Annotated in this window: 16 protein-coding genes, 1 pseudogene and 2 CRISPR repeat arrays (1 of these 19 only partly in view); of the genes and pseudogenes, 6 read left to right on the top strand and 11 right to left on the bottom strand. The window is 71.0% G+C overall.

Going from position 1 to position 25,770, the window contains the following annotated elements; genetic code table 11:
- Positions 1-4,041: direct repeats of the CRISPR family, unit length 29 nt; unit sequence GGGACCATCCCCGCGGGCGCGGGGAGCAC (it extends 1,667 nt beyond the left edge of the window).
- Positions 4,042-4,130: 89 nt separating this feature from the next.
- The 11 genes and pseudogenes from cas2e to ACWD11_RS32045 form a co-directional block, all read right to left on the bottom strand.
- On the bottom strand, positions 4,131-4,499 hold the full coding sequence (gene cas2e / locus ACWD11_RS32095) for a type I-E CRISPR-associated endoribonuclease Cas2e (RefSeq protein ID WP_451287270.1): 369 nt from the start codon (positions 4,497-4,499) through the stop codon (positions 4,131-4,133).
- Positions 4,496-5,473, bottom strand: coding sequence for a type I-E CRISPR-associated endonuclease Cas1e (cas1e, locus tag ACWD11_RS32090; protein WP_451287268.1), 978 nt, complete (start codon positions 5,471-5,473; stop codon positions 4,496-4,498). The genes cas2e and cas1e overlap by 4 nt, the downstream gene beginning before the upstream one ends.
- The gene (gene cas6e, locus ACWD11_RS32085) at positions 5,470-6,231 is read right to left on the bottom strand and encodes a type I-E CRISPR-associated protein Cas6/Cse3/CasE (protein ID WP_383367843.1); all 762 of its coding nucleotides are present in this window, start codon (positions 6,229-6,231) and stop codon (positions 5,470-5,472) included. Before cas6e ends, cas1e begins: the two co-directional genes overlap by 4 nt.
- Positions 6,231-6,950 (bottom strand): type I-E CRISPR-associated protein Cas5/CasD, encoded by a 720-nt coding sequence (cas5e, locus tag ACWD11_RS32080; RefSeq protein WP_451287266.1) that lies wholly within the window; start codon positions 6,948-6,950, stop codon positions 6,231-6,233. Before cas5e ends, cas6e begins: the two co-directional genes overlap by 1 nt.
- A complete protein-coding gene (gene cas7e / locus ACWD11_RS32075) occupies positions 6,947-8,143 on the bottom strand; it encodes a type I-E CRISPR-associated protein Cas7/Cse4/CasC (RefSeq protein WP_451287264.1) in 1,197 nt (398 codons plus the stop codon). Before cas7e ends, cas5e begins: the two co-directional genes overlap by 4 nt.
- Positions 8,140-8,844: a type I-E CRISPR-associated protein Cse2/CasB gene (casB, locus tag ACWD11_RS32070; protein WP_451287262.1), complete on the bottom strand. Its 705-nt coding sequence runs from the start codon at positions 8,842-8,844 to the stop codon at positions 8,140-8,142. The genes cas7e and casB overlap by 4 nt, the downstream gene beginning before the upstream one ends.
- Entirely contained in the window at positions 8,841-10,505 is a 1,665-nt protein-coding gene (casA, locus tag ACWD11_RS32065) for a type I-E CRISPR-associated protein Cse1/CasA (protein WP_451287322.1), read from the bottom strand. The genes casB and casA overlap by 4 nt, the downstream gene beginning before the upstream one ends.
- Before the next feature lie 324 nt (positions 10,506-10,829).
- Positions 10,830-13,676 carry a CRISPR-associated helicase Cas3' gene (cas3, locus tag ACWD11_RS32060; protein WP_451287260.1) on the bottom strand — a complete coding sequence of 949 codons (2,847 nt, stop codon included), beginning with the start codon at positions 13,674-13,676 and terminating at the stop codon, positions 10,830-10,832.
- A 244-nt stretch (positions 13,677-13,920) separates the two neighbouring features.
- Positions 13,921-15,110: direct repeats of the CRISPR family, unit length 29 nt; unit sequence GTGCTCCCCGCACCCGCGGGGATGGTCCC.
- 172 nt (positions 15,111-15,282) lie between these two features.
- Positions 15,283-15,501: pseudogene (locus ACWD11_RS32055) on the bottom strand (transposase); the annotation flags it as partial.
- A 1,061-nt stretch (positions 15,502-16,562) separates the two neighbouring features.
- On the bottom strand, positions 16,563-18,008 hold the full coding sequence (locus tag ACWD11_RS32050) for a hypothetical protein (protein WP_451287258.1): 1,446 nt from the start codon (positions 18,006-18,008) through the stop codon (positions 16,563-16,565).
- Positions 18,005-19,423 (bottom strand): hypothetical protein, encoded by a 1,419-nt coding sequence (locus ACWD11_RS32045; RefSeq protein WP_451287256.1) that lies wholly within the window; start codon positions 19,421-19,423, stop codon positions 18,005-18,007. Before ACWD11_RS32045 ends, ACWD11_RS32050 begins: the two co-directional genes overlap by 4 nt.
- 435 nt (positions 19,424-19,858) lie before the next feature.
- Between ACWD11_RS32045 and ACWD11_RS32040 the strand changes: the two genes are divergently transcribed.
- From ACWD11_RS32040 to ACWD11_RS32015, 6 genes are all read left to right on the top strand, one after another.
- Complete coding sequence (locus tag ACWD11_RS32040) at positions 19,859-20,218, top strand: hypothetical protein (protein ID WP_451287254.1); 360 nt, start codon at positions 19,859-19,861, stop codon at positions 20,216-20,218.
- Positions 20,219-20,889: 671 nt separating this feature from the next.
- On the top strand, positions 20,890-21,822 hold the full coding sequence (locus ACWD11_RS32035; RefSeq protein WP_451287252.1) for a conjugal transfer protein: 933 nt from the start codon (positions 20,890-20,892) through the stop codon (positions 21,820-21,822).
- Positions 21,819-22,160, top strand: a complete 342-nt coding sequence (locus tag ACWD11_RS32030; RefSeq protein WP_451287250.1) for a hypothetical protein — start codon at positions 21,819-21,821, stop codon at positions 22,158-22,160. Before ACWD11_RS32035 ends, ACWD11_RS32030 begins: the two co-directional genes overlap by 4 nt.
- Positions 22,157-22,729 (top strand): hypothetical protein, encoded by a 573-nt coding sequence (locus tag ACWD11_RS32025; RefSeq protein WP_451287248.1) that lies wholly within the window; start codon positions 22,157-22,159, stop codon positions 22,727-22,729. Before ACWD11_RS32030 ends, ACWD11_RS32025 begins: the two co-directional genes overlap by 4 nt.
- The gene (locus ACWD11_RS32020) at positions 22,726-25,416 is read left to right on the top strand and encodes an ATP-binding protein (RefSeq protein WP_451287246.1); all 2,691 of its coding nucleotides are present in this window, start codon (positions 22,726-22,728) and stop codon (positions 25,414-25,416) included. The genes ACWD11_RS32025 and ACWD11_RS32020 overlap by 4 nt, the downstream gene beginning before the upstream one ends.
- Positions 25,416-25,769, top strand: coding sequence for a hypothetical protein (locus tag ACWD11_RS32015; RefSeq protein WP_389421597.1), 354 nt, complete (start codon positions 25,416-25,418; stop codon positions 25,767-25,769). The genes ACWD11_RS32020 and ACWD11_RS32015 overlap by 1 nt, the downstream gene beginning before the upstream one ends.
- Position 25,770: the final 1 nt, after the last annotated feature.

Below are 25,770 nucleotides of genomic sequence, written 5' to 3'. Positions count from 1 at the left end.
GGGGAGCACACGGCCGTGTCCAGCGCGCTGCGCTCGATCTCGGGACCATCCCCGCGGGCGCGGGGAGCACCACAGGCGCGTCGGGGCGCCCGGGTCGGTGACGGGACCATCCCCGCGGGCGCGGGGAGCACCACAGGCGCGTCGGGGCGCCCGGGTCGGTGACGGGACCATCCCCGCGGGCGCGGGGAGCACAACGCCTGGTGCAGGGCAAGCAGGTTGTCACGGGGACCATCCCCGCGGGCGCGGGGAGCACTCATGCCCGGCGAGGGTGCGGGCGAGAGCCGAGGGACCATCCCCGCGGGCGCGGGGAGCACCCCGTGGACTGACCGCGTCGTACGCCCACTCCTTGGACCATCCCCGCGGGCGCGGGGAGCACCGCTCGCCCTGTGGCTGGCGCTCGACTCGCGAGGGACCATCCCCGCGGGCGCGGGGAGCACGGGGCGTCGAACCCCTCCGTGAGCACCATGCAGGGACCATCCCCGCGGGCGCGGGGAGCACGCCTGGATGGCTCGCTTGATGCCCACAGTGGCGGGACCATCCCCGCGGGCGCGGGGAGCACCTCTTGAGCAGGTCGAGGTTGACCCTGAACAGGGGACCACCCCCGCGGGCGCGGGGAGCACTACCACTTGCCCTTGTAGGTGGACAGCACCCCGGGACCATCCCCGCGGGCGCGGGGAGCACTGAACCGGATCCCGAGCCATGCCCGGTAGGACGGGACCATCCCCGCGGGCGCGGGGAGCACTCGCTGCCGTCAGTTGCTGAGATCCGCGAGCAGGGACCATCCCCGCGGGCGCGGGGAGCACACCAGGGCGTTGACCGCCTTGCTGACGCTGCCCTTGGGACCATCCCCGCGGGCGCGGGGAGCACGACCCGGACGACCCCCGCGTTCGTACACCGTGGGGACCATCCCCGCGGGCGCGGGGAGCACGACCCGGACGACCCCCGCGTTCGTACACCGTGGGGACCATCCCCGCGGGCGCGGGGAGCACCTCACCACCGACGAGTGCGGCATGTGGGCGCAGGGACCATCCCCGCGGGCGCGGGGAGCACAGCCTTCGTCACGTTTCGACACTGCTCGATACGGGACCATCCCCGCGGGCGCGGGGAGCACCGCCGGTCGTGGCCGGCGGGGACCACGCTCTCGGGACCATCCCCGCGGGCGCGGGGAGCACGCCTTGTGGCGGCCGGAGCCGAGCAGGCCATCGGGACCATCCCCGCGGGCGCGGGGAGCACTTCCTCGGGAGGGTGGAGCAAAGTCACGTGACGGGACCATCCCCGCGGGCGCGGGGAGCACACACTGCTCGATACGTTGCATCGTTGCCTATCGGGACCATCCCCGCGGGCGCGGGGAGCACTTCCTCGGGAGGGTGGAGCAAAGTCACGTGACGGGACCATCCCCGCGGGCGCGGGGAGCACATCGCCACCGGCCGCACCTGAACCACCCACCCAGGACCATCCCCGCGGGCGCGGGGAGCACCTGGAGAGGGTCCAGGTCCGGCTGATGCCGCCGGGACCATCCCCGCGGGCCCGGGGAGCACCAGATGGAAGGCCGCCGCGTCGTCCGTCATCAGGGACCATCCCCGCGGGCGCGGGGAGCACGAAGGCGCTGGGATGACGAATCGTGCTGCGCAGGGACCATCCCCGCGGGCGCGGGGAGCACCTCCCACAGGGGGCTGGAGGGTTGCGCCCACCGGGACCATCCCCGCGGGCGCGGGGAGCACGGAACTCCGGCACCTCCAGGATCGGGGTGGCGGGGACCATCCCCGCGGGCGCGGGGAGCACGGAACTCCGGCACCTCCAGGATCGGGGTGGCGGGGACCATCCCCGCGGGCGCGGGGAGCACCGGTCGCCGTGCGGGTCCGCGGCGTTGCTGTGGGGACCATCCCCGCGGGCGCGGGGAGCACAAAAGCCCCGCCGGGCGGGTGCCTGACGGGGCGGGACCATCCCCGCGGGCGCGGGGAGCACCGGCTCGCCGTGTACTTCACCAAGCACGGATCGGGACCATCCCCGCGGGCGCGGGGAGCACGTGCCGAGATCCTCGCTCGCGACAGTACCTGCGGGACCATCCCCGCGGGCGCGGGGAGCACCGGCCAATGGCGTCCGGCCGCAGCCGCTCAAGGGGACCATCCCCGCGGGCGCGGGGAGCACACGGGGGACGTCCTTCCGGTGTTCTGGGGGTGGGGACCATCCCCGCGGGCGCGGGGAGCACCCGATGGCTCTGGCAGCGTTGTACGTTGCTTCGGGACCATCCCCGCGGGCGCGGGGAGCACGCGTTGTTGCAGGGTCGGCAGGCCACCACGTAGGGACCATCCCCGCGGGCGCGGGGAGCACCTGTGGGTTCTGGGTGGTTACACCGCCGCCTCGGGACCATCCCCGCGGGCGCGGGGAGCACCTGTGGGTTCTGGGTGGTTACACCGCCGCCTCGGGACCATCCCCGCGGGCGCGGGGAGCACGGATGGAGCCGGGGGTGACTCGGGGGTGGGCCGGGACCATCCCCGCGGGCGCGGGGAGCACAGGCGGTCCGGGCGCAACGTGAGGTCGAAGCCGGGACCATCCCCGCGGGCGCGGGGAGCACTTGGCGTAGAGGGTCTGCACCCAGTACTGGGCGGGACCATCCCCGCGGGCGCGGGGAGCACTCCTGTTCTCGGTCTTCACGGTTACGCCGCTGGGGACCATCCCCGCGGGCGCGGGGAGCACGGCTGCCCCTCGCCGCCAAGGCGCTGTGGGTGGGGACCATCCCCGCGGGCGCGGGGAGCACAGCGTCACCATCCGCGACACCCCGGCCGCCCCGGGACCATCCCCGCGGGCGCGGGGAGCACGAAATGAACAAGGTGAACGCCGCGAATTCCAAGGGACCATCCCCGCGGGCGCGGGGAGCACGTGCGGCGGCGCAGTGCCTCGCCCTCGCCCTCGGGACCATCCCCGCGGGCGCGGGGAGCACCGCAAGGCTGCCGAGCACCAGACCTGGGATGCGGGACCATCCCCGCGGGCGCGGGGAGCACGTTGGTCGTGCAGGTCAGGCAGTGGCGGGCTCGGGACCATCCCCGCGGGCGCGGGGAGCACACCCGCATCGAGTTCTACTGCGGTCTGGCCGTGGGACCATCCCCGCGGGCGCGGGGAGCACATGACCAGGCCGCCCAGCGTGTCGATTCTCTGGGGACCATCCCCGCGGGCGCGGGGAGCACGCAAGACCGCTGACACCCCGTCCCCGCAGCGCGGGACCATCCCCGCGGGCGCGGGGAGCACAATAAGACGCTCGTCTACGCCGAGTTCGACCCGGGACCATCCCCGCGGGCGCGGGGAGCACCTGCTCGTTCAGCGTCGTCGACCCGTTCGCCGAGGGACCATCCCCGCGGGCGCGGGGAGCACGCCGCCGGGTCGATCTACACGGCGACCGGGGCGGGACCATCCCCGCGGGCGCGGGGAGCACGGCCGCTTCCGCTACGTCCCCAATCCGCGCATGGGACCATCCCCGCGGGCGCGGGGAGCACAGAGACATTCAGACCGCTGTCCGCGTGGAGAAGGGACCATCCCCGCGGGCGCGGGGAGCACTGGAAGGCGCGGTTCGCCGTGGCCATGGCGACGGGACCATCCCCGCGGGCGCGGGGAGCACGTTGATCGGTGCTCTGAACGCGAGCTGAGGAGGGGACCATCCCCGCGGGCGCGGGGAGCACTGGTAGCCGCCTGGCTGGACGGGGTCGGCGTTGGGACCATCCCCGCGGGCGCGGGGAGCACCGGTGCAGCGGATCGGGCATCGCCTCCACCGCGGGACCATCCCCGCGGGCGCGGGGAGCACCCCAACGACACGACCGGCCTCGCCCGCAAGGTGGGACCATCCCCGCGGGCGCGGGGAGCACAGCGTGAGCGAGCCTTCCTGGGTGTCGACGACGGGACCATCCCCGCGGGCGCGGGGAGCACAACGACAGTGCCGGCGAGGCGGGAGTGGGTTCGGGACCATCCCCGCGGGCGCGGGGAGCACACGCCGACGTTCCACGGGCCGCCGGGGGTGCAGGGGACCATCCCCGCGGGCGCGGGGAGCACTCTTCCTGAACTGCGTCTTTAGCGGCGGTGGATGCGCTTCTTGACCACTTTCACCGATCGCGACATTTCACGCATTGCACCCTCTGTGGTCACTTCTTGCCGAAGCGTCGGCGCTTGGATGCGCGGCTCCAGCCGGGTCGTGGAGCCGACTCTGGGCCTGTCTCGTTCTTTGAGGTGTGTGCTTCCGGGTCTGGTCGGCGGATCAGTGTGACTCCTTCATGATCGATCGGGTGCCAGGCGTGATCGTGGGTGCGGAAGGTGTAACCCTGTTCGTTGTTGCTGGTGTGGGCCAGGAGGGCGCGGCCCTGGCCCGCGTGCTGGCGGACTTCATCCCAGAGCAGGTCGCGGACACGGGCCGAGGGGTTGCCGATGAAGACGCCCGCGGAAATCTCCAGCAACCACCGTGTGAGGAAGCCTCTTAAGCCGGCGGGGCAGTTGGTGAGGACGATGACGGTCACCAGGTCAGCTCCGGATCTGTGTGCGGGTCCGGTCCGTCGTGGTTGAAGCCGGAGGGAAGGTGCTGTTCGCCGTCGCTCTGGAGGGTCACCACGTCCATGTCCTCTGCGCCGGCTGGCAAAGCTGCTTCGCCGGGTGGGAGCAGAAGTCGCTTGATGTCGGTGACGCAGCGGTCGAGAAGGCCGGTTTCGTTGATGCGGTCGCGCAGGGCCCGGCGCGTGCGTGGGCCTACGTCTACGTCGCTTGCCGCGGCGGTGTCGAAGGCGACGGGGATGCCGGTTTCGGTCTTGTAGAGGTCTGCAATGTCGAGGACGAAGGAGAGTTCGTGGCCTGAGTGAACGAAGCCGAGGGCGGGGCTGCAGCCCAGGGATGTGACGACGGCGTGTGCTACGCCGTACATGCACTGGGCGGCTGCGGTGATGGCCTGGTTGACGGCGTCGCCGCTGGAGTAGTCGCCCGGGGTGTAGCGGCGTCCTCGCCAGGGGATGCCGGTGCGGGCGGACTCGGCTCGGTAGCACTCCTTCATCCGTCTTCCCTCGCTGCCGAGGAGTTCTTTCCGGCTGAGTCCGGCGGGGTCTTCGCTGGGAAAGCGCTGGTGGTACATGGCGCGGGCGACGGCCAGGCGGCTGCGGGGGTTGGCCCATTGGCGGGCCTGGGCCTCCATGAGTGCGGATGAGCGGGTGAGGGCCCGGCCGGAGGCGTAGTAGCGCACGCCTCTTTCTCCGACCCAGCAGACTGCGGCGCCGGTTTCGCCGAGCACGCTCATGGCCTGGTGGGTGACGCGGGTGCCGGGGCCGAGGAGAAGGGTGCCGATGGTCGCTGACGGGATGTGGGTGGTGCCTTCGGCGTCCTGTGCGGTGATCGCGTTGGCGTCGCGGTGGACGGTGCAGCGTTCGAGGTAGATGAAGGAGAGGCGTTCTCCGGTGCGGGTCAGGTGTCGTGGGGTGAGTGCGGGCCGACTGGCGGGGGTTGTCATGCGGCGCTGGGGGTGAGGGGGGCGAGGGTGAGGAGGCCGCAGCCGTAGGCGCGGCCGCGGCCGATTCCCTGGGTGAGGGTGCGGCGGATGGCGTCGGCGTCGGTGATCTCCAGGCGTCCTTCGAAGGTGACGGTCACGAGAGTGACCGGCCCGCCCTGACCTTTTTGGAAGTTCAGGGACCGTGTGTCGCGGATGGCGAGTTCGTACCGGTCGCCGTGGTGGGGGTGCTTGTGCTGTGTGAGGCCTGCGGGCAGGGCGCGCCGGTCGGCGGGTTTCTGAAGGACGCGGAAGCCGAGGCGTGTCAGACGCTTGTCGTCGAGGAGCCAGCCCATCTGGTGCACGGGTGTGAGGTGGGCGGTGAGCTTGCGGGGTTCGCCTTCCTTGCGGCGGATCGTGTGCACGGGGTTGGCGGTCAGCCGGAATGCCCACTGGGTGCCGGGGTTGAGCCGGTCGAGGAAGGGCGTGTAGGGGCGGGTCTGCCAGCCGGGCTCATCCGGGGTGGCGACGGCAGGCCAGCCGGCCTGCTCGACCAGGTGGGTCAGGTCCGGGCGAGTTGGGCTGACGACGAAGAGCAGGATTTCGGCGTGTCCGCGCTGGTCCAGCCGCCACAGCACGCGCGGCTGGTCGGGGGCGGGGCGGTCGGAGGGCAGGATCTGCGGAAACGCTGACATGACGGCCGCGTGCATGACCTGAGGCGAGGAGAGCAGGCGACGGGCGCCGGGGCGGGCCGTGTTCACGCGGAAGCGGGACAGGAACATCAGGCGCTCTCTTCCTCGAAAACGTCGAACGGTTCGTGCACGTCCGTTCGACTGCCGTCGGATGCGAGGGGGGTGGGCACGGTGGTGGTCACCACGGGCCGCAGTCCGTGCCGTCGGTGGGCGGCATCGAAGCTGACGGGCTGGTCCCGCACCGTGTCCGCGTGTGTGACGGCCTCCTCCGCGGCCGCCTCGCGCAGCACGGTCAGGGATTTCGGGACGTGGCGCCGGCGGTACCAGGCGGAGGCCTGCCAGGGGAGGCTCACCAGCACGTCGTCGAGGCGGGCGTGCTCATGGAGGGCGAGTTCGAGCGGGCCAGCAGGTGGGCAGGAGCGCCGGCCGAGAAACGGCGGATACACCGGCTGGCGCAGGGCCGCGTGCAGGGACGCCAGCAGCGCATGGTCCCCTTCCAGCGCGGCGACGAAGACGGCGTCGGCGAGGTAGAACCGTTCGGACAGGGGCATGGATGTGCCGGTGACCGGGTGGTGGGCGGTGTGGAAGTCCCGGATGCGGGTGCCGGGCTGGTCGATGCGGACGGCGAAGCGCAAGCCTGCGAGCGGGGCGAGGGCCCTGTCGTCGCCGCGCTGGATGCCGGCTGCGGCCGCGAGGAGGCCGACAACTGCGCTTTTGGTGGGTGCGGATTCGGTGGTGCGGCGGGTGAAGCGGGAGGAGGCCCCCCAGGACTGCAGGGGGCCCGCCAGGCGGAGGCTGAGCACGCTCATGCGGGCTTCTCCAGGCGTTCGGCGACCGCTTGGCCGACGGCATGGACGAGGTCGGCGAGTGTGTCGGTCTCGGTACCCAGGTCGGCGAGCTTCTGCGTGCCGGGGCCGATCCGCAAGATCCAGGCGGGGGTGGTGTCGGTGCTGCCGTAGGCGCGTTCGGCGTCCTGTGCGTAGGCGGCGAGCCGGTCGCAGGCCTCGCGCAGGTGGCCGCCGCCGTCGCTGCGGACGGGATCCTCGAACGCGGCGACGTAGCTGAGGGGCCGGCTGGTGCGGAGTTTGACGACGACGGCGTCGGGCTGGGTGTGGTGCCCGAAGGTGTTGATCTTGCCTGTCGGCAGGGAGGCGATGAAGCTGTGCACGAACGCTTCGACGGCCCTGCGTACGGGCTCGGTGCGGGGCTCGTCCTCGCGCAGGCCCTGGCCGAGGTTGTCGGCGAGCTGGTGCACGCCGAGCGCCGCGTAACGGTAGAGGGTGGCGGAGTTGAACTCGACGGTGCCGATCATGCCGGCGCCGGTTTCCTCGTCGGTGTTCTCGTCGTCGACGGCGGTGTAGTAGTCGGCCTCGTTGTCGACGCGGTGGACGCTGAGGGCGTGCGCGACCTGGACGGCGGCGTCGACGTTGATGTCGGCGGCGTCGGCGACCATACGACCGAACAGGGCGATGTCCACGGAGTGGCGGGTGTCCGCGATCTCCTTGGCGCGGGCCTTGTTCTCCTTCGTCTTGAGGTGGGCGGTGATGTCGTCGGCGCCTTCGAGGGCGAAGCGGGCCAGGCCGTCGAGCTGGCGGGAGCTGAGAAAGACGAGGTACTTGCTCTCCGGGGCGGGCTCCGCCTCGCCGTCCTTCTTCGCCTGGTCCGCCTTGCGCTTGGGGATCTCGGTCTTCAGGCCGGCGGCTTTGACCGTCTCGTCGGCCAGCTGCAGGGCCCGCTCGCGTCCGATGGACGTGTCCAGTCCTTCGATCCGGTCGGCGAGGAGTTCCACGACCTTCTTGGTCCGCACACCGAGTTCCGCGGGGTCGAGCAGGTGTTCGTCCTTGAAGTAGGTGCGGATGGCACGCTTCCACGCCTGGCTGGAGACACGGGCCCGGGGAACGCCTCCGTAGACGGCCGTCTTGGGCGCGCCGGTGTCGTCGCGGTTGAGGTTGCTGGGCGGGACGGTCTGCAGGGCGTGCAGGTCCAGGAAGATGCGGTTCACGAAGCGTCCTTGTCGGTCTGCGGGGTGCTGGCGTCCGAGGTGGCGATGTCGGGGTGGGCGGCGTCCGGGGTGTCGGCGGGCGGCTGGGGTGCGTGGAAGGAACGGCCCCATTGGCGGCGGACGGCGGCGGGCCCGTCGGGCCACTGCCAGGTGTAGAGCTGCCCGGCGAGCAGGCCATAGTCCAGGGGGATGTCGTCACGACGCAGGAGGGCCACCAGGTCACGCAGACGCTGGGTGACGGTGATGAGGTCGGGGGCATGTCCGGCGCGGACCAGGCGTTTACGGACGGGTTCATCGATGCCGTCCGCCGGCATCAGACGGCGCACGGCGGCGCCCAGCCCGGCCGGCTGTTCGCGGGTGTGGCTGCGGTGCATGCCGGTGTTGCGGGACTGCTGGTGGAAGGCCCACAGGGTCAGCGCGGCGTACAACGCGTTCTCCGCTCGGCTCAGTTCGTGCTCGCCCAGTGGCCGGACGTGCGGCCCACTGGTGTGCAGCGGGCCGGTGTCGACCAGACCCCACAGGTCCGGCATCTCGGCCGCATCATGGCCTGCGCCGCGGCGCAGGCGGGCCAGGGCGGCGACGTCCCGGGGCCGGTCGCTGAGGTAGCCCGCCTGCCAGGGTTTGATGAGCCCGGTGGCCAGTTCGGCGACCCGTGCACGGACCGAGGACGACGTGATGGTCGCAAGCGTGGGGCTGGTCATGGATGTGCCTTCGCAGGGGGTCGGGGGTGCGGGGTATGGGTGCCTGCTGTGCCATGGGGGCTGGGCGGGGGTGTTTCGGATGTGCCCGGTGCTGGGGGCGGGGCAGCGCCGGAGCCTGCCGGCGAGCGCGAGGCGCTGGGCAGGGCCTTGCCCAAACGGCTGTGGAACCATCGGTCCGCGAGACCGGTGCTCAGCCAGAGCGTGGTGCCCTGGGTGGTGGCGATGGTGCGGCCCTCCCACGCCTGCTCCCCCGCGGCCTCGATCAGGCGACCGCCCAGTTCGGTGACGATCCGATGCGCCTGGTCCTGCCAGGCCGCTCGGTGCGCAAACGGGTCACCGGCCTGCGCGAGTGCGGCGAGCCATAGACGGTAGGGCTCCTCCAGCGCGTCGAAGCCTGCTGTTCGGGCTGCTTCCTTCGGCCCGTCCTGCGCTCTGCCGGCCGCCCGGGCCAGATCCGCAGCAAGGTCACCAAGGGCCCGCACGGCGCGGTCGGCGTCCTCGGCCGCGGCCACGGCCTGTGCCGCGTAGGTGCGGTCGTGGCGGTGGAGCAGCACCACGGGCATGGTGAGGCGGTCGTCGACCATCTCGTCGATGACCGACTGCTGGGTGCCGTAGGAGACACCCACCGTCCGGGCGCGGACGAGGAAGGTGCGGCTCAGAAGCCCTTCCGTGATCAGGCGGGCGATCCACTCCAACATTGCGGGCCGCAGGTACGGGGCTGCTTCCTCCCCGCTTGTAGCCTCCGAACGGTCGGCCACCAGCGAGGCGATGCCCCGCCAGGCAGCGCGAGCAGGATCGTGTTGACGCGGCAGATAGACCGGCGACTGGCCGAGCTTCTTCTCCTGCACCGTGCTGCGCCGCCAGGCGGTCATCGGCTCACGTCGGTGCATGTTCCGAGCAGCGAGCGGGTCGCCGTAGCCGAGGACGACCCCGTGCACGCCGTCGGCGTCGTGATGCAGGAGGACACGGCGTGAGGGCCACGTGTACAACTCCCGCGGGCCTGCCGGAGTCCGTCCGTTCGGGCCGGGACCGCAAGGAGGACGCCGCCAGGCCGGCAAGTCGGCCTCGGCGAACTCCAGTTCCTCGGTGTCGGCAGCCACCAGATTCAGCAGCAGCGTCTCGCGCAGCGTGTCACCCTCGACGAACACACCCCCAAGCCCTCCCGCCCAGCCCGTGCCCAGCGGGTACACCTTTCCGCCCTTGATCCGCTCATCACCGGCCATACCGGTCTTGATGCCGGAGGTGTCCCAGGCATGCACATGCACGACCCAGCGGGCAGCCTCGGCGAACGACAGCCTCCCCACGTCCGGCATCCGCGCACTGAAGAACGGGTCACCGGCAGGCACGTCCGCGACGATCCGGTTCAGCGAAAACACCTCGCCCTTCGCCGAATGCAGGCCCGCGGTCTGCAGGAAGGGCCGGGTGGGATGCAGGAGATCGAAGCAATCCCGGTAGGCGTCCAGATAGGACAGCACCGGCGCGAAGCACTCCGGGTCCTCCCACAGGGCCGCCCAGTCCTCTATCTCGAGCGGGCCGTCAAACGCGTCATGCGTAATGGCCAAAAGCAGACGCACCAGCGCGAACTCCTGAGTGGGCAGCTCCCCGACCACTGCTCGTAACTCGCCCGCCCTTGCGAACACCTGCCGCAGCGACAGCTCCATCTCTTCGCCGTCACGGTGCAGCACGCCGACCCAGGGCGCGGTGGTCAGGTCGAACGGAACGGCCTCTAAGCCGGTCCCAGGTTGATCAGTCACACGTCATCTCCAAGTGAGCGGGGTGAGGGGAAACATCTGGTCACAGCGACCGTGCCCCCGTCGTACGAAAACGCGAGGGCGCGTCAGCTTGACCGCCACTGCCCGGTCGGGCTTGCAGGCGCTGCCAGGGCGCGGCGGGCCGCGAATGCGGGAACAACGGATTTGCTGGCGCAGCGAACTGCTGCACTTCACATCTGCGCAGTTCACCGCGTGCCTGAACCGTCAGCACATTCACTCAGGGATCACCTCCAGCCCATCCGCGGGGCTGTACCGGAGCACAAAGCCTGCCAGCCGGGTCTGACAGTCCTCGTCGAGCGCGAGAATCAGCTGGTCGGACAGCCAAGGGCTGTCCTTGCCCTGCCAGGCCGGCACGTACAGCTGCTCCAGCTCCGCGATGGCCTGGTCCATGGTCTTGGCGTAGGAGAACTGCTGGGGAAGGCGCAGACCGCTACTTGCCGCGGCGCGGGCCGCGAACCGCGTCGGTGTGGCGTCCTGGGGCAGCTCGATACCGCCGCGTGGACGGCCCTTGCTGTCTTCCTTCAGCCAGGGCAGCGTCGCCAGGCTTCCGTCGACACGACGTTGAACGACGACGACCTCCAAGCTCTCCCTGCTGTCGCGGACCTGTGCCCGCCCGGCGCGGGTGTCGTCGGCTTCTCCCACTCCGGCCGCCAGCCAGCCGAACAGTGGCCGCCCCGGCCGGCCGACCTTGCCCAGGCGGAACACGGCGGCCCGCTCTTCCTGATCCGCTCGCTGCCTGTCGAGCTGCTCCCGGGCGTGTGTGAGGGCGTCCTGCCAGTGCTCGGGGCCGACCTGGTCGTCGCCGTAGGCGCCTTGTACGAGCACGCTGATGTCCGCCGGCAGCCGTACCGGCCGGGCAGGACCGCCCTCCAGGTGCGCAAGCAGCACAGCGGCCGAACGCAGCAGGGCATAGCGCCCGTACACGGCGAGCGAGCCGCGCACCGGGGCGGGCACGGGCGCGGTCCAGTCCGCTCCAGTGAGCAGGCAGCGCGCTTGCCGCAGCCGCTCGGGCCGCAAGCTCTGACCGGGACCGCGCTGGTGGCGGTGCAGGCGGCCCATCCGCTGGAGCAGGAGATCGACCGGGCACAGATCGCTGACCAGAAGGTCGAAGTCGACGTCCAGGGACTGCTCAGCGACCTGGCTCGCCACGACGATGTGCCGGCCCGCGGGCCGTTCGCTCTGCTCGCCAGGAGGACCGAAGCGCTTGAGCAGGCTCTTGTCCTTCTCCGCACGATCGAGATCTACGAAACAGGAGTGAGCCACGGTGACGTCGGCGTCGCCGAACCTGCGGCGCAGCTCGCGCGCCGTCTCCAGTACGCGTTTGACGGTGTTGCGCACCACCAGGGCGCAGCCCCCACCGGCCAGTTCGCTATCCAGCCGGTCGGCGAGCAGATCCACGCCATCGGCAAGCGGTTCGACGTGCACGTCCGTGCCGCGAGCCGAAGCCGGCGGGCAGCGCACGACCGGCTCACCACCCGGAGCGACAGCCGTCAGCAGCGGGTACGTCCCGCTCTCGGTACTCTCCTCAACAGACTTCCCCGCAGCGCCCGCGTACGCCTCGATCAGCTCCAGCCGACGGGAGGCGGGCAGTGTCGCCGACAGCACCACCACCGGCACCCTGTAGGCGCCGAGCCAGGACAGCACCTGGTCCAGGTACACGTTCATGTAGGTGTCGTAGGCGTGCACCTCGTCAATGACGACGACCTTGCCGGCAACGGCAAGGTGACGCAGCGCCAGGTGCCGGCTCTTCAGCCCCGCGATCAGCAGCTGATCGATGGTGCCCGCCACGAAGGAGGACAGCATCGCCTTCTTACGGCCGTGCAACCACGCGTGCACCACCAGCTCCGGCCCCGCACCAGCAGCGGCGCCGTCCAGGTCGACGGCGATAACCCGCCCGCCCTTCGCCGTCAGCCCCACGTACTCATCGTTGAGCGCTGCCTTGGAATGAGCCAGGTGAACCGAGTACCGCGCACCCTCCGGTGCGGGCAGACGGTCCAGCCAGTCGAGCAGACGGGGGAACATGGCGTTCGACGTGGCCATGGTGGGCAGCGCGAAGAACACACCGCCGGCACCGCAGCGCGCGGCAAAGATCTCCGCCACGGCCAGCGCGGCCTCCGTCTTCCCCTCCCCCATCGGCGCTTCCACCACCATCAGACCCGGCGCGTCCATCTCCCGCGCGAGCGCCATCGCTGCTTCCTGCACCGGACGCGGCCTGGCACCGTCCGGCAGACCGAACCGCGCGCGGAACAAGGCCTGTACGTCCTGCTCCGGCACCTCGGCACGCCACGGTGCAGGGAGGTCGAGGCCTTGCCAGGCGGCGGCCAAGCGCTGTTCATCGCCGACAGAGGCTGCATCGGGGAAGTAGGGGAAGAGGTCGGGGTTACTCGCGATCCAGTCACTGACGATCACGAGAGCGGTGAGGAGCACCTGTACAGGCTGCGGAAGCACCACGGACCGCCAGTGCGCCAGACGCCGGTCGACGTGGAATCGAGCGGCACACGCATCGAGAAGCTCCCCCTGCACCCTTATCCACGTATCACTGCTCGGACCCGGGGTGCGCAGTAACTCCTCATGCTGATAGAGGGCCTTGATCTGGCCGTGCTCAGGCGGCACACCATGATGCCCACCGACCGCAACCGTGAACTGCCCGCACCGTGCAGGCGCCCAGCCGTGGCGGTCCTCCAGCCACTCCCCCAACAGCACTTGCCCCGCAAGTCCGTGCGGCGCAAGCCGACGATCCGCACCCATCGCCTCGCGGGAGGCCATCACCAGCCCATGATCACGCATCGCGTCCGCGAGCAAAGGAACCTGGCAGGCAAAGGCCGGCGTCGCCTTGCCAATGTCGTGCACACCGGCGAGCCACACCGCCAGCGCGCGTGCGTCCTCCTCCCCACCGGGCAACGCCTCACCGAGCAGCACACGGACCGAAGCGGGCAGCCACCGATCCCACAACAGCCCGGCAACAGCAGCCGAGTCCTCCATGTGGCGCCACAACGGCAACCACCCGTCAGCGTCCCGGTCATGCTTCGCCCACACAGCCCGAGCCGCCTCCCCCAGCATGCACAGAAGACCGCCCCGGGCACTCCCCCCAAAAGCCATGGAAAACTCATACAGGCCACACAGCTACTCACGCGCCGGAATCATCAAAATGAGCACTCACACCTGCAACACGCACTCACCACCCAGCAGGCCGGGCTTCCTCAATACGCACCGCCGCAAAACAACTCGATCACCCGATATGTCGCGATCGACTGAAGTGGGCAAACTTAAGGGTCTCCACGGACTAACCCGCAGGCCAACAAGAGTGCTCCCCGCACCCGCGGGGATGGTCCCACCGTACCCAACCGCGCGCAAGGGCTCGGCGGGTGCTCCCCGCACCCGCGGGGATGGTCCCGGTCCGCACCTTGTCGTCTACAACGGGGAGATGTGCTCCCCGCACCCGCGGGGATGGTCCCCACCCTGCTGCTGAAGCAGGCCATCAATGAGAGTGCTCCCCGCACCCGCGGGGATGGTCCCGGCGGGGCGTGTCCGGGGTCTTGCGGGTGCCTGTGCTCCCCGCACCCGCGGGGATGGTCCCTTAGGCGCGCATGCAGGCATGCGCGCCTCCCTGTGCTCCCCGCACCCGCGGGGATGGTCCCCAGTTGACGGAGACGAGCGGCGCATCTTTCCAGTGCTCCCCGCACCCGCGGGGATGGTCCCCCTCACGAGCCAGTTCTGTGAGGTCAACGTCTCGTGCTCCCCGCACCCGCGGGGATGGTCCCGAGGAGATCCGCACGCTGGTGGCCGGCGCCGGGTGCTCCCCGCACCCGCGGGGATGGTCCCCGCAGCTGGTCCATCCGCACCTTATGATCCGGGTGCTCCCCGCACCCGCGGGGATGGTCCCAAGGGCTCGGTCAGCAAGGCGGTCAAGCAGCTGTGCTCCCCGCACCCGCGGGGATGGTCCCGGGGCGACTCACCCTGCCGAGCAGTTCCGGATGTGCTCCCCGCACCCGCGGGGATGGTCCCACCCGCCGCTGCTCCCGCTCGGGGAGCCGGTCGTGCTCCCCGCACCCGCGGGGATGGTCCCGCCGAGTTCACGCACCGGCTCAACGTGGGCAAGTGCTCCCCGCACCCGCGGGGATGGTCCACCGTCAGGGCGGTGTACTCACCCAAAACGGGCTGTGCTCCCCGCACCCGCGGGGATGGTCCCCCGTAGTTCTGGGCCATGTCTCGGGAGCATGGGTGCTCCCCGCACCCGCGGGGATGGTCCCTTCTGCGGCTTGATCATCGACTCTGCTACAGAGTGCTCCCCGCACCCGCGGGGATGGTCCCCCGTTCTCGGCGCCCGGCTGAAGGCCGAAGTCGTGCTCCCCGCACCCGCGGGGATGGTCCCCCGTTCTCGGCGCCCGGCTGAAGGCCGAAGTCGTGCTCCCCGCACCCGCGGGGATGGTCCCGACTTGGCGGCCTTCACTGCTTGCGCGTTCAGGTGCTCCCCGCACCCGCGGGGATGGTCCCCGGCCATGCGGGCGAACGGTGACATTTCCTTAGCTGGCGGCGGTTCAATGTCCGGCAGGACACCGGGACCGGAGCTGGGTGACCGCAGGCATCCGTTATGCCGGCCCACGCCTTGTTCCACCGCAGTGCCGAGGTTCTGCCATAGGTGAAAACGGTCAGCCACCTGGATGGCCTGCGGGGCCCCGATGCGGGCGCCTTCAGCGTAGGAGCCCGCACGATCCCGGCAGATCACCTCGATTCCAGGATGCTCACGCAGCCATGCGGCCAGGGTCCCTGCGTCCCGTCCTGGCAGCAGGCCAAGCGGCTTGCGGGTCTCGCAGTCGATAAGCAGGGTCCCGCAATGCTGCCCGCGGCGGGTCGCGAAATCATCGACCCCGAGCACCTTGGGCATCTCCCAGGACGGGTCAGGAAGCGCCATCAGCAGCCTCAGCAGCGTCGTCCCGACGAGCTGCTCGGTACGCCTGAAGTCGCTGCACTGCTCGGCTACGCAAGCCCGGCTTCCTTCTCCAGCGCCCTCTACCAGGGGCGCATCCCCGAACTGCCCGAACCGGACGCCCAGGTGAAGGAAGAAGGCAGCCGCGGCCCGGGCCGCAAGAAGTGGCGGCGGGCGACCGTCGTCGCTGCCGCCCGCCAGCGTGGAGTGCTGCCGCCGGCCGGCCAGGAAAACGAGGACCTGGTCGGCGCCTCGGAGGCAGCCCGCATCCTCGGATACAGCAGCGCCGACAGCTTCATCAGCGCCCTCGGACACGGACTCCTGCCCGACCTCGAGCAAGTCGACGGATACGAGAACCGGCGCGGCAGCGGCGGCCGCCCCCGCCAGCAGCGCTGGAAACGCTCCCGCCTTAAGGACCTGGCCTCCCGCCGCTCCTCACCCTCCTGACGGAAGCGCCCACCCGCGTCGCAGGCGGGATACCGTAAGAGACGCGGCCTCTGGTTGAAGGGACCGACGAACTCCCGGCGGGCCAGACGCCGCACGATGGCCGGTACGGAGAGGCCAGCCACCTCTCCCCCGCAAAGCCCCACGGCTTCGCGGAACCGGCCATCGCTGCATCTCGCTCACGGCGACGGCCGTGTGTGCCCCTTCACGAGCCGCAGGGCCAGGAGTTGCCGTAGGCATCGGGCAGGGGCGGGGGCGGGGTGCCGGCAGCGGCGGCCGCAGCTTGTGCGCGGCGGCGTTGTTCCTGGACGAAGTCGCGGCAGGTGCGGTCGGTGTGGCCGGCAACGCGATGACCGGACCGGGTGCCGCAGGTGACGCAGGTGGGTTCAGGAGGATGCGCTGGAACACGGCCCGCGCGGTGAGAACTCCAGCACCGGTCACAGCGGCCACCACGACGGCAGTCACAAGGGTCATCGGGACTCGCTTCCTGGTCGGGTTGTCGGTGGGTGCAGCCGCGCGGCGTGGCGGGAGCCGGCCCGGTCTTTGCGTTGCGCACGCCCTTGGGACCGTTCGGTTCATGAGCGGTGGCTGAGCGCAGGGAGCAGGTCGTCACCGGGCCATAGCACCCGCTCGGCCACCAATGGCGTCAGGACCTTGTCGATCTCGGCGAGTATGGTGCCGCGGTCATCCGGCCCGTACGCGGTGAGGCGGCTGGTGTCGCCCACGTGGGCGCGGATGACCTGGCTGTGCGGGCCGGCGCACAGCAGAGCGCGCGCGATCAGCGGCAGTCCCAGGCTGAGGGCGTCGCAGTTGTGGTCGCGGATGAGCTGCAGGAGGTCTTCGGTGATGCCTTCCCAGTCGCCGACCTCCGGCCAGCGGGCGCCTGCGTCGAGTTCGTGGGTGAGGGTGGACAGCGGCACGATCTCGCCTGGCCGGCGTCCTCGGGTGAGGAGGTCGTGGATGCGGGCGCCGTCGGGCTGTCGCAGGCGGGGGTGCAGCAGGGTGGCGGCGGCCACGATGGTGGTGTTGATCTCCCGGGCGGCGTCCGGGTAGTAGGGCTCGTGCGCGAACAGGAGGTAGACGTCCGGGGTAAGAGCCGGGGCGGGTTCGTGCGGAGGCATGGGGAGGGTTCCCTTCTGCAGAAGCGGGTTCGATGCGTGATCAACTGCCGGATGGGTTATCGGCCGGGGCCAGGCCGGTGGCGGGCTCAGGGGCCGGGCGGGGGTTAAGGCCTGGTGCACGTCGGCTGTGCCGTCCTGTGCGGTGCGCTTGAGGATCTGCGTGACCTGGTGCGCCAGTTGGAGCATCAGCCGCTCGAGGGTGATGAGCTTGCCAGCGGCCGCGCACATGTCCTTCGTCTGGAGCAGGTCGGCGGCGTCCCACAACAGGCCCTGGCCGACTTCGGCGGAGCGGCGCAGTTCGTAGCGCTCGCTACGAGCGGCGGCCTGGACCAGGCCGGTGTGCAGGGTGGTCAGGCGCTGCAGGTAGCGGCAGGCATGGACGCCTTCGACCCTGCGGACGTGTTCGTCGGCCCAGACGTCCAGCCGACCCGGCAGATGCTCGGCGAGCAGCGGAGCAAGCAGCATCGCCGGAAGCGCGATGCCGAGGGGGACGCCGTGGCGTAGGGCGAACACAGCGGCGATCACGCTGATGAGCGCAACGCCGGCAGTGGGAAGGCGCAGGGACACGGAGACGGTGTCGCAAGCGAGGTGCCGGGCGGGGCGCCTGGTCGTCCAGCGCAGCGCCAGGCGCTGGATGCGCGTCGCGGCCGGGGTGAGCACCCCGATCTGATGGGGGATCTCGGGCGGGCTGCCGTTGCCGGGGACGGTCCAGGCGAGCCATCCCCACCGGGTGCGTTCGTGGACGAGGACGATCTCGCAGGCGGCCGAGCAGGTGCGGTCGCGGAGGTGACCGGTCCGCAGAGCGCGGGAGCGTTCCTTCTCCCACCGGCCCAGATCACGGGGATAAGGGCGCTCGTGGTGCGCAGGCGGAGGCTGCGGGGTGTGGAGGCTGTCCGTCACGAGGTGCTTCCTTCCAGGTGGTCGATGGACGTGGAGGCGCACGTGGTGCAGCGGCCGTCGTCGTCGGGGTGGGCGCGGCGGGGAGTCGGTCCTGGGCAGGTGCGGCATGGCGGCCAGCCGAGGCAGGCTGGACACAGGTTCTCGCCGGGGGCGGTTCCGGGTACGCCGCAGCCGGCGCATTCGGCGAGGGCCCGGTAGGTCAGGGCTTCGCTCACCGTGCGCGCCGCGGAGGAGGTGGTTGCGCGCGGTGGCGGGTCCTCCCACGCGGGCGTGTCGTGGCGGTCGGCCACGGTGGCGGGCGCGGGGTAGGCCTGGGCGGCGCGGAGCCGGGCGGCGATGATCGCGCCGACGGTGGTGCGGACCGGGCTCGGCAGAGGACGGTCGCTGATGACGTGCTGAAGCTGCTCGCGCGTCCAGCCGGCGTCCAGCATCGCGGTGACGGTGCGCCCCTGCTCGGCGAGGACCTGGCCGGTCAGCAGCAGCTCGGGGCGCTGCGCTCCGATCGCCAGCAGCAGGCGGACTCCTGGTTCGAGGTCCGCGGGCGCCGGCGCCGTCCGTGGGGCCGGCGGCACTTCGCCGCGCGTTCGCGCAGCGCGGGCGCGGGGAGGGAGGGGTCTGGTGTTCTGCTGAGTGGTCTTCTTTAGGTTGGTGTTCTTAGTGGGCCGATCAGCCAACGTAGGGTTATCCACTGGTGGAAAACCCGACTCTGGTTGCGACCTGCTCCTTTGCAGGGCGGGTAGGTCGGTGATGAAGTACGCGGCCGCGCCAAGGGTTCCGTCCTCGCCGCGCTCGCGTTCCCGGACGAGGAAGCCGTGCTTCTGCAGTTCCTTCAGCCCGCTTTTGACGGCTGCCTCACCGTCGCGGCCGCGGCGGGCGAGGTCGGCAACGGTCATCCGCCAGCCCTCCCGGTGCGTGGAGAGCAGTCCGAACAGTCCCTTGGCCTTGTAGGACAACTCGGGTGTGCGGAACAGGCCGTTAGCGATCTGGGTGAACTGATCGGCCGCCATCACACCCCGACGGATCCCCGCCCCGAACCCGCGGACGTGCCTGGCCTCGGGGGCCGCGATTACCACGTCGGCTTCGCTCAGCGCGATGTCCAGGGTGGCCGGGCGGTCGGTGATGCAGTAGACCATCTCGCCGAGGGTGCCGTCCGGGCGGCGCAGGCGCTCACGGATCAGGTAGCCGTGCGCCTCCAGCTCTCTCAGGCCGGTGCGTACCGCTTCCCGTCCGTCCGGGCTCAGGCGGACGAGGTCGGCGATCGTCACCTGCCAGCCGCCTGTGTGCGTGCTGACGTATCCGAAGATTCCCTTCGCCTTGAACGACAACCGGGAGTCGCGGAACAGTGCGTTGGCGATCTGGGTGAACTGATCGGCTGCCATCACTCCCCGGCGGATCCCCGCCCCGATGCGGCTCACCGCCGTGCCCCCGCCGCGGGACGCGCACGGGGGCCACGCCGGCGCATCCGGCTCGCCGAGGTGGGGCGGCCGGTGGTCCTGGGCGTGGGCGCGTGCGTGTGCTCCATGCCGTCAGCTCACTCGCCGACCCCGACCAAGCTGACGGCCACCAGCCCCGACCACCGGTCACGATCCGGCAACGCTGCCGTTGCGCTGCCGTGGTCGGGCTCATGGTCGGGCCCACCACGCGCCTTCAGCCCGCGTGAGGCAGGTCGAGTGCGGCAGGATACGGAACCAACGCAACTCCTGTGTCTGTGGGTTGAGACTTCGAAGACCTCCCTCAACGGCACGGGAGCCTCGCGCGTTGCGCAAGGGCTCACTGACACCAATGCGCTCCGAGAATCGGCCGCCGATGCGGGCATGACGATCGCCCCGCGAGTGGTGAAGACTGGATAGATGCGACCTCACGCCCCAGGCGGACTCCTGTTCGTAGCGCTCGGTGTCATCCTTGTCGCCGCCGGCTATGTCTGGAGAGGACGTGTCCTGCGTCCCCTGTCGGCGAAACGCGCCCAGACAGCCGTGATCCGGGATCGTTCCAGAAACCTGCTGCGCTCTGCGGACATGGCTATCGCCGGAGCGCGTCGACGGGCCGCACACGGCGAACCGGCCATCGTCACGGTCAAAGACGTGACCAAGGTGGCGCGCCAGCACTACGGGTACCTCTTTGTGGAGCGCGAAGAAGCAGCTGCCGCCCTGCGCCAGCGCTATGAGGCTGCCGACTGCCGGGTGGACTGCATGACCGACGCTTTCAACTGACTACCCCCCTGGCAGGTGCTTGGCGCTGAAGGCGCCGGAGCTGTCACCTGATAGGTGGTCACGCTGAAGATGCTCACGGAGCTGGGCATGGACTGACGGCGCAGCAGACATGGTCGGGTTCATGGTCGGGCCGACCATGGGCTCTGTGTCCCCATCGTGACCGTGGTCGGGGGTTCATGGTCGGTGGTCGGCACCCGCTTCCAGCCTGGGCGCTCGGTGATCGCGCAGCCGACTGCGCAGCCCCGGAAACGTGCGGTGCAATCGGGTTGCGCAACCGGCCTTAGGTCCTGCGCAGTCGAGGTGCGCTGAGGCGGCTGCGCAGTCCGCCTCGAATCCCTGAATGTTCTGGTGCGCAGGCCCGTACCGCGCACTGCGCAGACCTGCGGCATGGTGTGGTCGGCTTCCGTCTGCGCATCGGTGCCCGGGCCTTGCGACCGGACGGCACGTGATCACACGGGGGTCGCCGGTCCGGGGCAACGTGCGCCGGACACGGTGGCCTGCCGCCGGCCCGCGGCTGACTGGTCGGGCTCGTGGTCGGGCCGACCATGGCCTGACCATGAACTTCGTGTCCCCATCGTGACCATGGTCGGGGGTTCATGGTCGGTGGTCCGGTCGGGGCCGGCGGATTTGCTCAGGGTCAGAAACATTCGTTCTGACCTGGGAGTTTGACCATGTCTCCTGGCAAGCGGGCCTCGGAACCCCAGGCCGCTGCTGCGATGGCGGCAGGCGCCCGGCTGGAGGCGATGCGGCGCCGCGTGCGTCTGTCCCGCCTTGCGGTCTGGACCGTCATCGCGGCCGGCCCGATCGCACTGGGCGTCGCCATCACCTCCACCCCAACCACGGTCGAGGCGGCCACCGCGTCCAAGCCCGCCGCCGTGCGCACTACGGCGGTAGCCGCCAATCCGGCCGGCTATGCGCAAGTGTTCGTCCACGCCTGGTTGCGCAGCAGCGCGGATGACGCCTCGAGTGCGCAGGCGCGGCTTGCGCAGTCGATGGCGCCGGACGTCGAGTTGCCCGACCCGGCTGCGGATGCGCAGTCGGCGCCGCAGTCCGTGACGGCGGTGCGCAGTGCGCAGCGGGCGGACGACGCGTGGTCGGTGACGGTGGCTGCGCACTACAGCGACGGCAGGTTGCGGTACTACGCGGTGCCGGTGGCCACCGACCGTACGGGCGCTTCGTTCACCGTGACAGGTGCGCCCAGCGTGGTGGCGGGCCCTGTCCGGGCCGAGGTGGCGAAGTCGTCGTACGGCGTGCGTGTCCCGGAGGGTGATCTGTCGGCGGCCGTCGGGGAGTTCCTTGCCGCTTACCTGACCGGTGCCGGAGAGGTGGACCGCTACCTCGCCCCCGGCGTGAGCATGTCGCCGGTTTCCCCCGCCCCGTACACGACGGTCACGGTGGAGCGGGTGTCCGCCGTCGAGGAGGCCGCGGCCGCCGAACAGGTGCCGGCCGACGGCACGAAGGTCCGCGTCCTCGCGTCCGTGGAAGCCCGTAACGCCCGCGGGCGATGGCCGCTGGGTTACGAGCTGGCGCTCACGGCCCGCTCGGGCCGCTGGGAAGTCGCCGCGCTTGAGTCGGGGACGGCCCTGGACGGGGGTGCGAGGTGAACACGGTGAACAGCGTGGTCCTCGCCGGCCGGTTGGACGATCTTGGCGACAGCTGGATCAGCATGTTCGAGGGCTGGGCGACCAAAGGGCTGCAGGCCGGTCTGCTCGTCCTCGTCGTCATCATCATGATCCAGAAGTTCAGCATCAAGGCCGGGATCGGCGCCCTGCTCCTGATGATCATCGCGCTGGGGTTGTACAACTCCCGCCAGGACCTCTCGGAGATGTTCGAGGACGAGGTCAACAACCCTGCCCAGGGCGCACCCGTTGTTCCCGGCATGTTGCATGGCCCTGACCCGGTCGTAGCCGTGCACTCCGCTGGCGTTGGAGGTGGGCTGTGAGCGCCGCAGCGGCCGCGGGCCGGACGGGACGCTTCTACACCGCCGCCCGCCGCCACCCCTGGGTGCTGGGGAAGGTCGCGGACTGGAAGATCCCCCTCGGCCCCTACACGCCCGCGCAGATCGCAGTTGCCGTCGCAGGCGGCTTCCTGCTCATCAAGACGATCAGCTGGTGGTCGTGGCTGGGGCCCATCCCCATCGCGGCCTGGCTGCTGGCGATCTGGGCTGTCCGCCGTCCGAAGATCGCCGGCCGTGGCCCTCTGCAGGCAGCGCTGGGATGGGTGCTGCTCCTGTGGCAGCCATCGGGAGGGCGGATCGGCGGGCGCGCCGCCCGCGACCGCGCTCCCCGCCCCCTGCTCGGTGGCTTCACCATCGAGGACGCGCCCGCCCCCGCCATGGCCGTCCCGCCGCCCCCTGCGGTGCAGGCCCGTATGGACCGGGCGCCGCAGTCGAACCCGGCCGCCAGCCGCTCGGCCACGCGCCACCGCAAGGAGCCGGCTGCTCCTGCAGTGCCGGTGTCGGGTGTTCAGCAGCTGCTCGCGCTGGCCGGGCAGGGCGGGGGTGGGCGGTGAGGGTTCCCATCCGTCACATCGCCGGGCACCTGGTCTGGTCGACACAGGGCAGCGTGTGGGCCCTCTACCGCCTGCATCCGGGACCGGACGCGCACGGGCAGCACGAGGAGACCGTCCAGGGCACCTACGTGCCCGCCGCGGTCCGTGACGAACAGCTCGCCAAGATCACACATCTGGTGCGGTCACTGTCCGGGTCTCCGCGGCTGTTCGGGCTGTGCGCGCAGGTCGACCCGGGCGAGATCGCCCTCAAGATGATCGAGGGCATCGAGCCGGCCGACACGGCACCGGATCAGGGCCCGCACCCGTGGGTTCAGAACGTCGAGGCCACCCTGGATCTGCTGGACGGCCAGGAGATGCATCAGCGCACCCTGTGGCTTGCGGTGCCGCTGAAGGGCGAGACCACCACCCTTCAGGTATCGGCCTCCCTCAGCGCGGCGTGGGCGGAGCTGTCTCCGCTGCTCGGCATGCGGCCGGCGCCGGTGGCGCAGCGGGAGGTGACCGCCTACCGCGAGCAGGCCGTGCGGGTGGAGGCCGCGCTCGCCGGCGGGATCGCCTTCCGCCCGGCCCGCCCGGCGGAAGTCGTGTGGATGATCCAGCACGCCCTCCACCGCGGCCTGGCCGAGCCGCTGCTGACTCAAGCCGCATCCAGCGATCTGTACGGCGGGCAGCTGCGCGAGGGTGTGCTGCGCTCCCCCAGCTACGCCGACCTCGGCCAAGTACGCCTGCAGGAAGGCGGCATCGACCCCGCCCTGGACGACGCCGACGACCTCCAAGGCTCCGGCCGGATCACGCGGTCCGGGCGGAAGGCCTGGTGGCGGGCCAACAGCGGCTCACCGATCGGGCGACGCTGGCTGCAGGTCGAATCCGACGCCGGGACCGGCTATCAGGCGCAGTTGGCTTTGGCGGAGTGCCCGCCCGCGGTCGGCCAGGACGCCGCCGACCTGTTCGCCCAGCTCGAGCTGCTCGACTTCCCCGTCGACTACACCGTCGACCTCACCCTCGTGGCGGCGGAGAAGGCGCGCGAGCAGGTGCGGCGCAAGAAGAACGAACTCATCGACCAGGCCGACCAGTACGACGCCCGCCCCACCGGCATGCCCGCCTCGCTGACCGAGGCCGCCCGTGATCTGGGTGAGCTCGATGCCCGCCTGTCGCGCACCAGCGTGGAGGTCGAGGTGCAGTCCGTGACCGTGCTCACGGTATGGGGGGCGACCGCCGCCATCTGTGACGCCCGGGCCCGGGCTCTTGCCGCGCTGCTCGGTGGCGCGGATTACCGGGCCGTGCGCCCGGCCGGGCTGCAGGAGGCCCTGTTCACGCTCGGCCTGCCCGCCACCGTGCGCCCCGGCGCTGTGCGGGAGTTCACCCAGCACCAGGTCTCCGAAGACTGGGCGCTTTGCGGGGCCTTCACGGCTGCGGAGGTCGGCGACCCGAACGGCATGTTCCTCGGCATCGACCTGGACTGCGGCACCACCCGCCCCGTCATGATCAACGTCGCTGATGCGCCCAAGGTGGACGCGTCCGCGTCCATGGGCATCGTCGGGGACCTCGGCGCAGGCAAGAGCGTCCTGCAGAAGCTGATCGCGGAGGCGGTGTGGGCGCGCGGCGGCTGCGCCATCTGCATCGACCGCACCCCCGTACGCGAATGGGCAACCTTCGCCCGCACCGCCGCCAAGGGCCGCGTCCAGATCATCGACGCCGCCCAGGCCGAGGTGTCCATCGACCCGCTGCGCATGTTCACCGGCCCCGAGGCCCGCCACTACGCCCTGTCCTACCTCACCCTGCAACTCGGCATCGGCCCCATGAGCACCAACGGAGAGGTGCTGCACCACGCCGTCGAACAGGCCGCCGCCAGCGACCAGCCCTCCATGCACCGCGTGCTGGAAGCCCTCGAGGAGATGACCAGAAGCGAAGTGGGCAAACGGCAGGACGCGGCCGCCACCCTCGCCGGTCTCGTCCGCGTCCTCGCCACCAACTCCCTGGCACGGATGGTCTTCGACCCCACGCTGCCACCGGTGCACCTGGACGCCTCCAGCACCTCCGACATGATCGTGATCACGACGGCAGGGCTGAAACTGCCGCCCAAGGCCGCCTTCGACAACCCGGAGGTTCTGCACCAGCAGCCACTGGAGGCCCTGATCGGCCGCGCAGTGCTCTACCTGATCGCCGCGCTCGCCCGCCAGACAGCGTTCGAGGACCCCACGCGGTTCACCGCAGTGGTCGCGGACGAGCTGTACTGGCTCACCTCGTCCGCCGAGGGCACCGCGCTGGTCCACGAGATCCTCCACGACGGCCGCAAGCACGGCGCCGGGCTCATCGCCGGATCCCACGACGCCGCCGAACTCGGCCCCGACCGCGGCCTGATGGCCTACCGGGCACTCGCCCGCACCACCGACCGCGAACGCGCCCGCCGCGGCCTGGACTTCCTCGGGCTCGACCCCAACGACGGCGAGCTGCTGCGGCTGGTCACCACCGGCTTGTCCCCCGTCGGCCGCAAGGGCCGCGAAGGCGAGTTCCTGCTGACCTGCCCGCGCCAGAACACCGGCCGGATCAAGGTCTCCATCCCCCGTATCCCGCGCATCGCCACATCCATCACGACCACACCGCGACGCCGCGCGAACGCTGCCTCGCCATCCGCGGATGAGCCGCCCGCCGCTGAGGCCGCAGGGTCGCACCCGAAGGAACTCCTCTGATGACCTCTTCCGCCTTCAACCACACCCAGCGACATGCCGCGGCCGCGGGTGCCCTCACCGTGATCGCTGTCGCGGTCGGCGCGCTCGTTCTGGCCGTCGGGGCGGGTGTGCCTCAGGCGTGGTGGCCGCACACGGGGCAGGCCTTCGCAGCCGACAACCGTCCCGCGGACCCGAGCCGCTGCGCGCTGATCGCGGGCCCCGTCCGCAACTCCTGCGAGCGTGGCGCCACGACGACCGCTTTTGCCGGGCAGCCCGGTGGTGCCGATGCGGCCTGGGGGCTGGTGCCGGCCGGCGCAGGTGTGGCAGCCCTCGTGATGTGGCGGCTGCGCAACGCTGGGCCAGGGCGGCGCTGAC

This window comes from Streptomyces sp. NPDC002776 (assembly GCF_053592195.1).
The sequence above is the reverse complement of the archived record's forward strand: the minus strand, read 5'-3'. Positions and strand labels throughout refer to the sequence as shown.

Coding starts and splice junctions, on each gene's coding strand:
- ACWD11_RS32035 (WP_451287252.1), top strand. CDS start 20,890: ATGTCTCCTGGCAAGCGGGCCTCGGAACCCCAGGCCGCTGCTGCGATG.
- cas1e (WP_451287268.1), bottom strand. CDS start 5,473: ATGACAACCCCCGCCAGTCGGCCCGCACTCACCCCACGACACCTGACC.
- ACWD11_RS32015 (WP_389421597.1), top strand. CDS start 25,416: ATGACCTCTTCCGCCTTCAACCACACCCAGCGACATGCCGCGGCCGCG.
- cas6e (WP_383367843.1), bottom strand. CDS start 6,231: ATGTTCCTGTCCCGCTTCCGCGTGAACACGGCCCGCCCCGGCGCCCGT.
- ACWD11_RS32040 (WP_451287254.1), top strand. CDS start 19,859: ATGCGACCTCACGCCCCAGGCGGACTCCTGTTCGTAGCGCTCGGTGTC.
- cas5e (WP_451287266.1), bottom strand. CDS start 6,950: ATGAGCGTGCTCAGCCTCCGCCTGGCGGGCCCCCTGCAGTCCTGGGGG.
- cas3 (WP_451287260.1), bottom strand. CDS start 13,676: ATGCTGGGGGAGGCGGCTCGGGCTGTGTGGGCGAAGCATGACCGGGAC.
- casB (WP_451287262.1), bottom strand. CDS start 8,844: ATGACCAGCCCCACGCTTGCGACCATCACGTCGTCCTCGGTCCGTGCA.
- casA (WP_451287322.1), bottom strand. CDS start 10,505: ATGGAGCTGTCGCTGCGGCAGGTGTTCGCAAGGGCGGGCGAGTTACGA.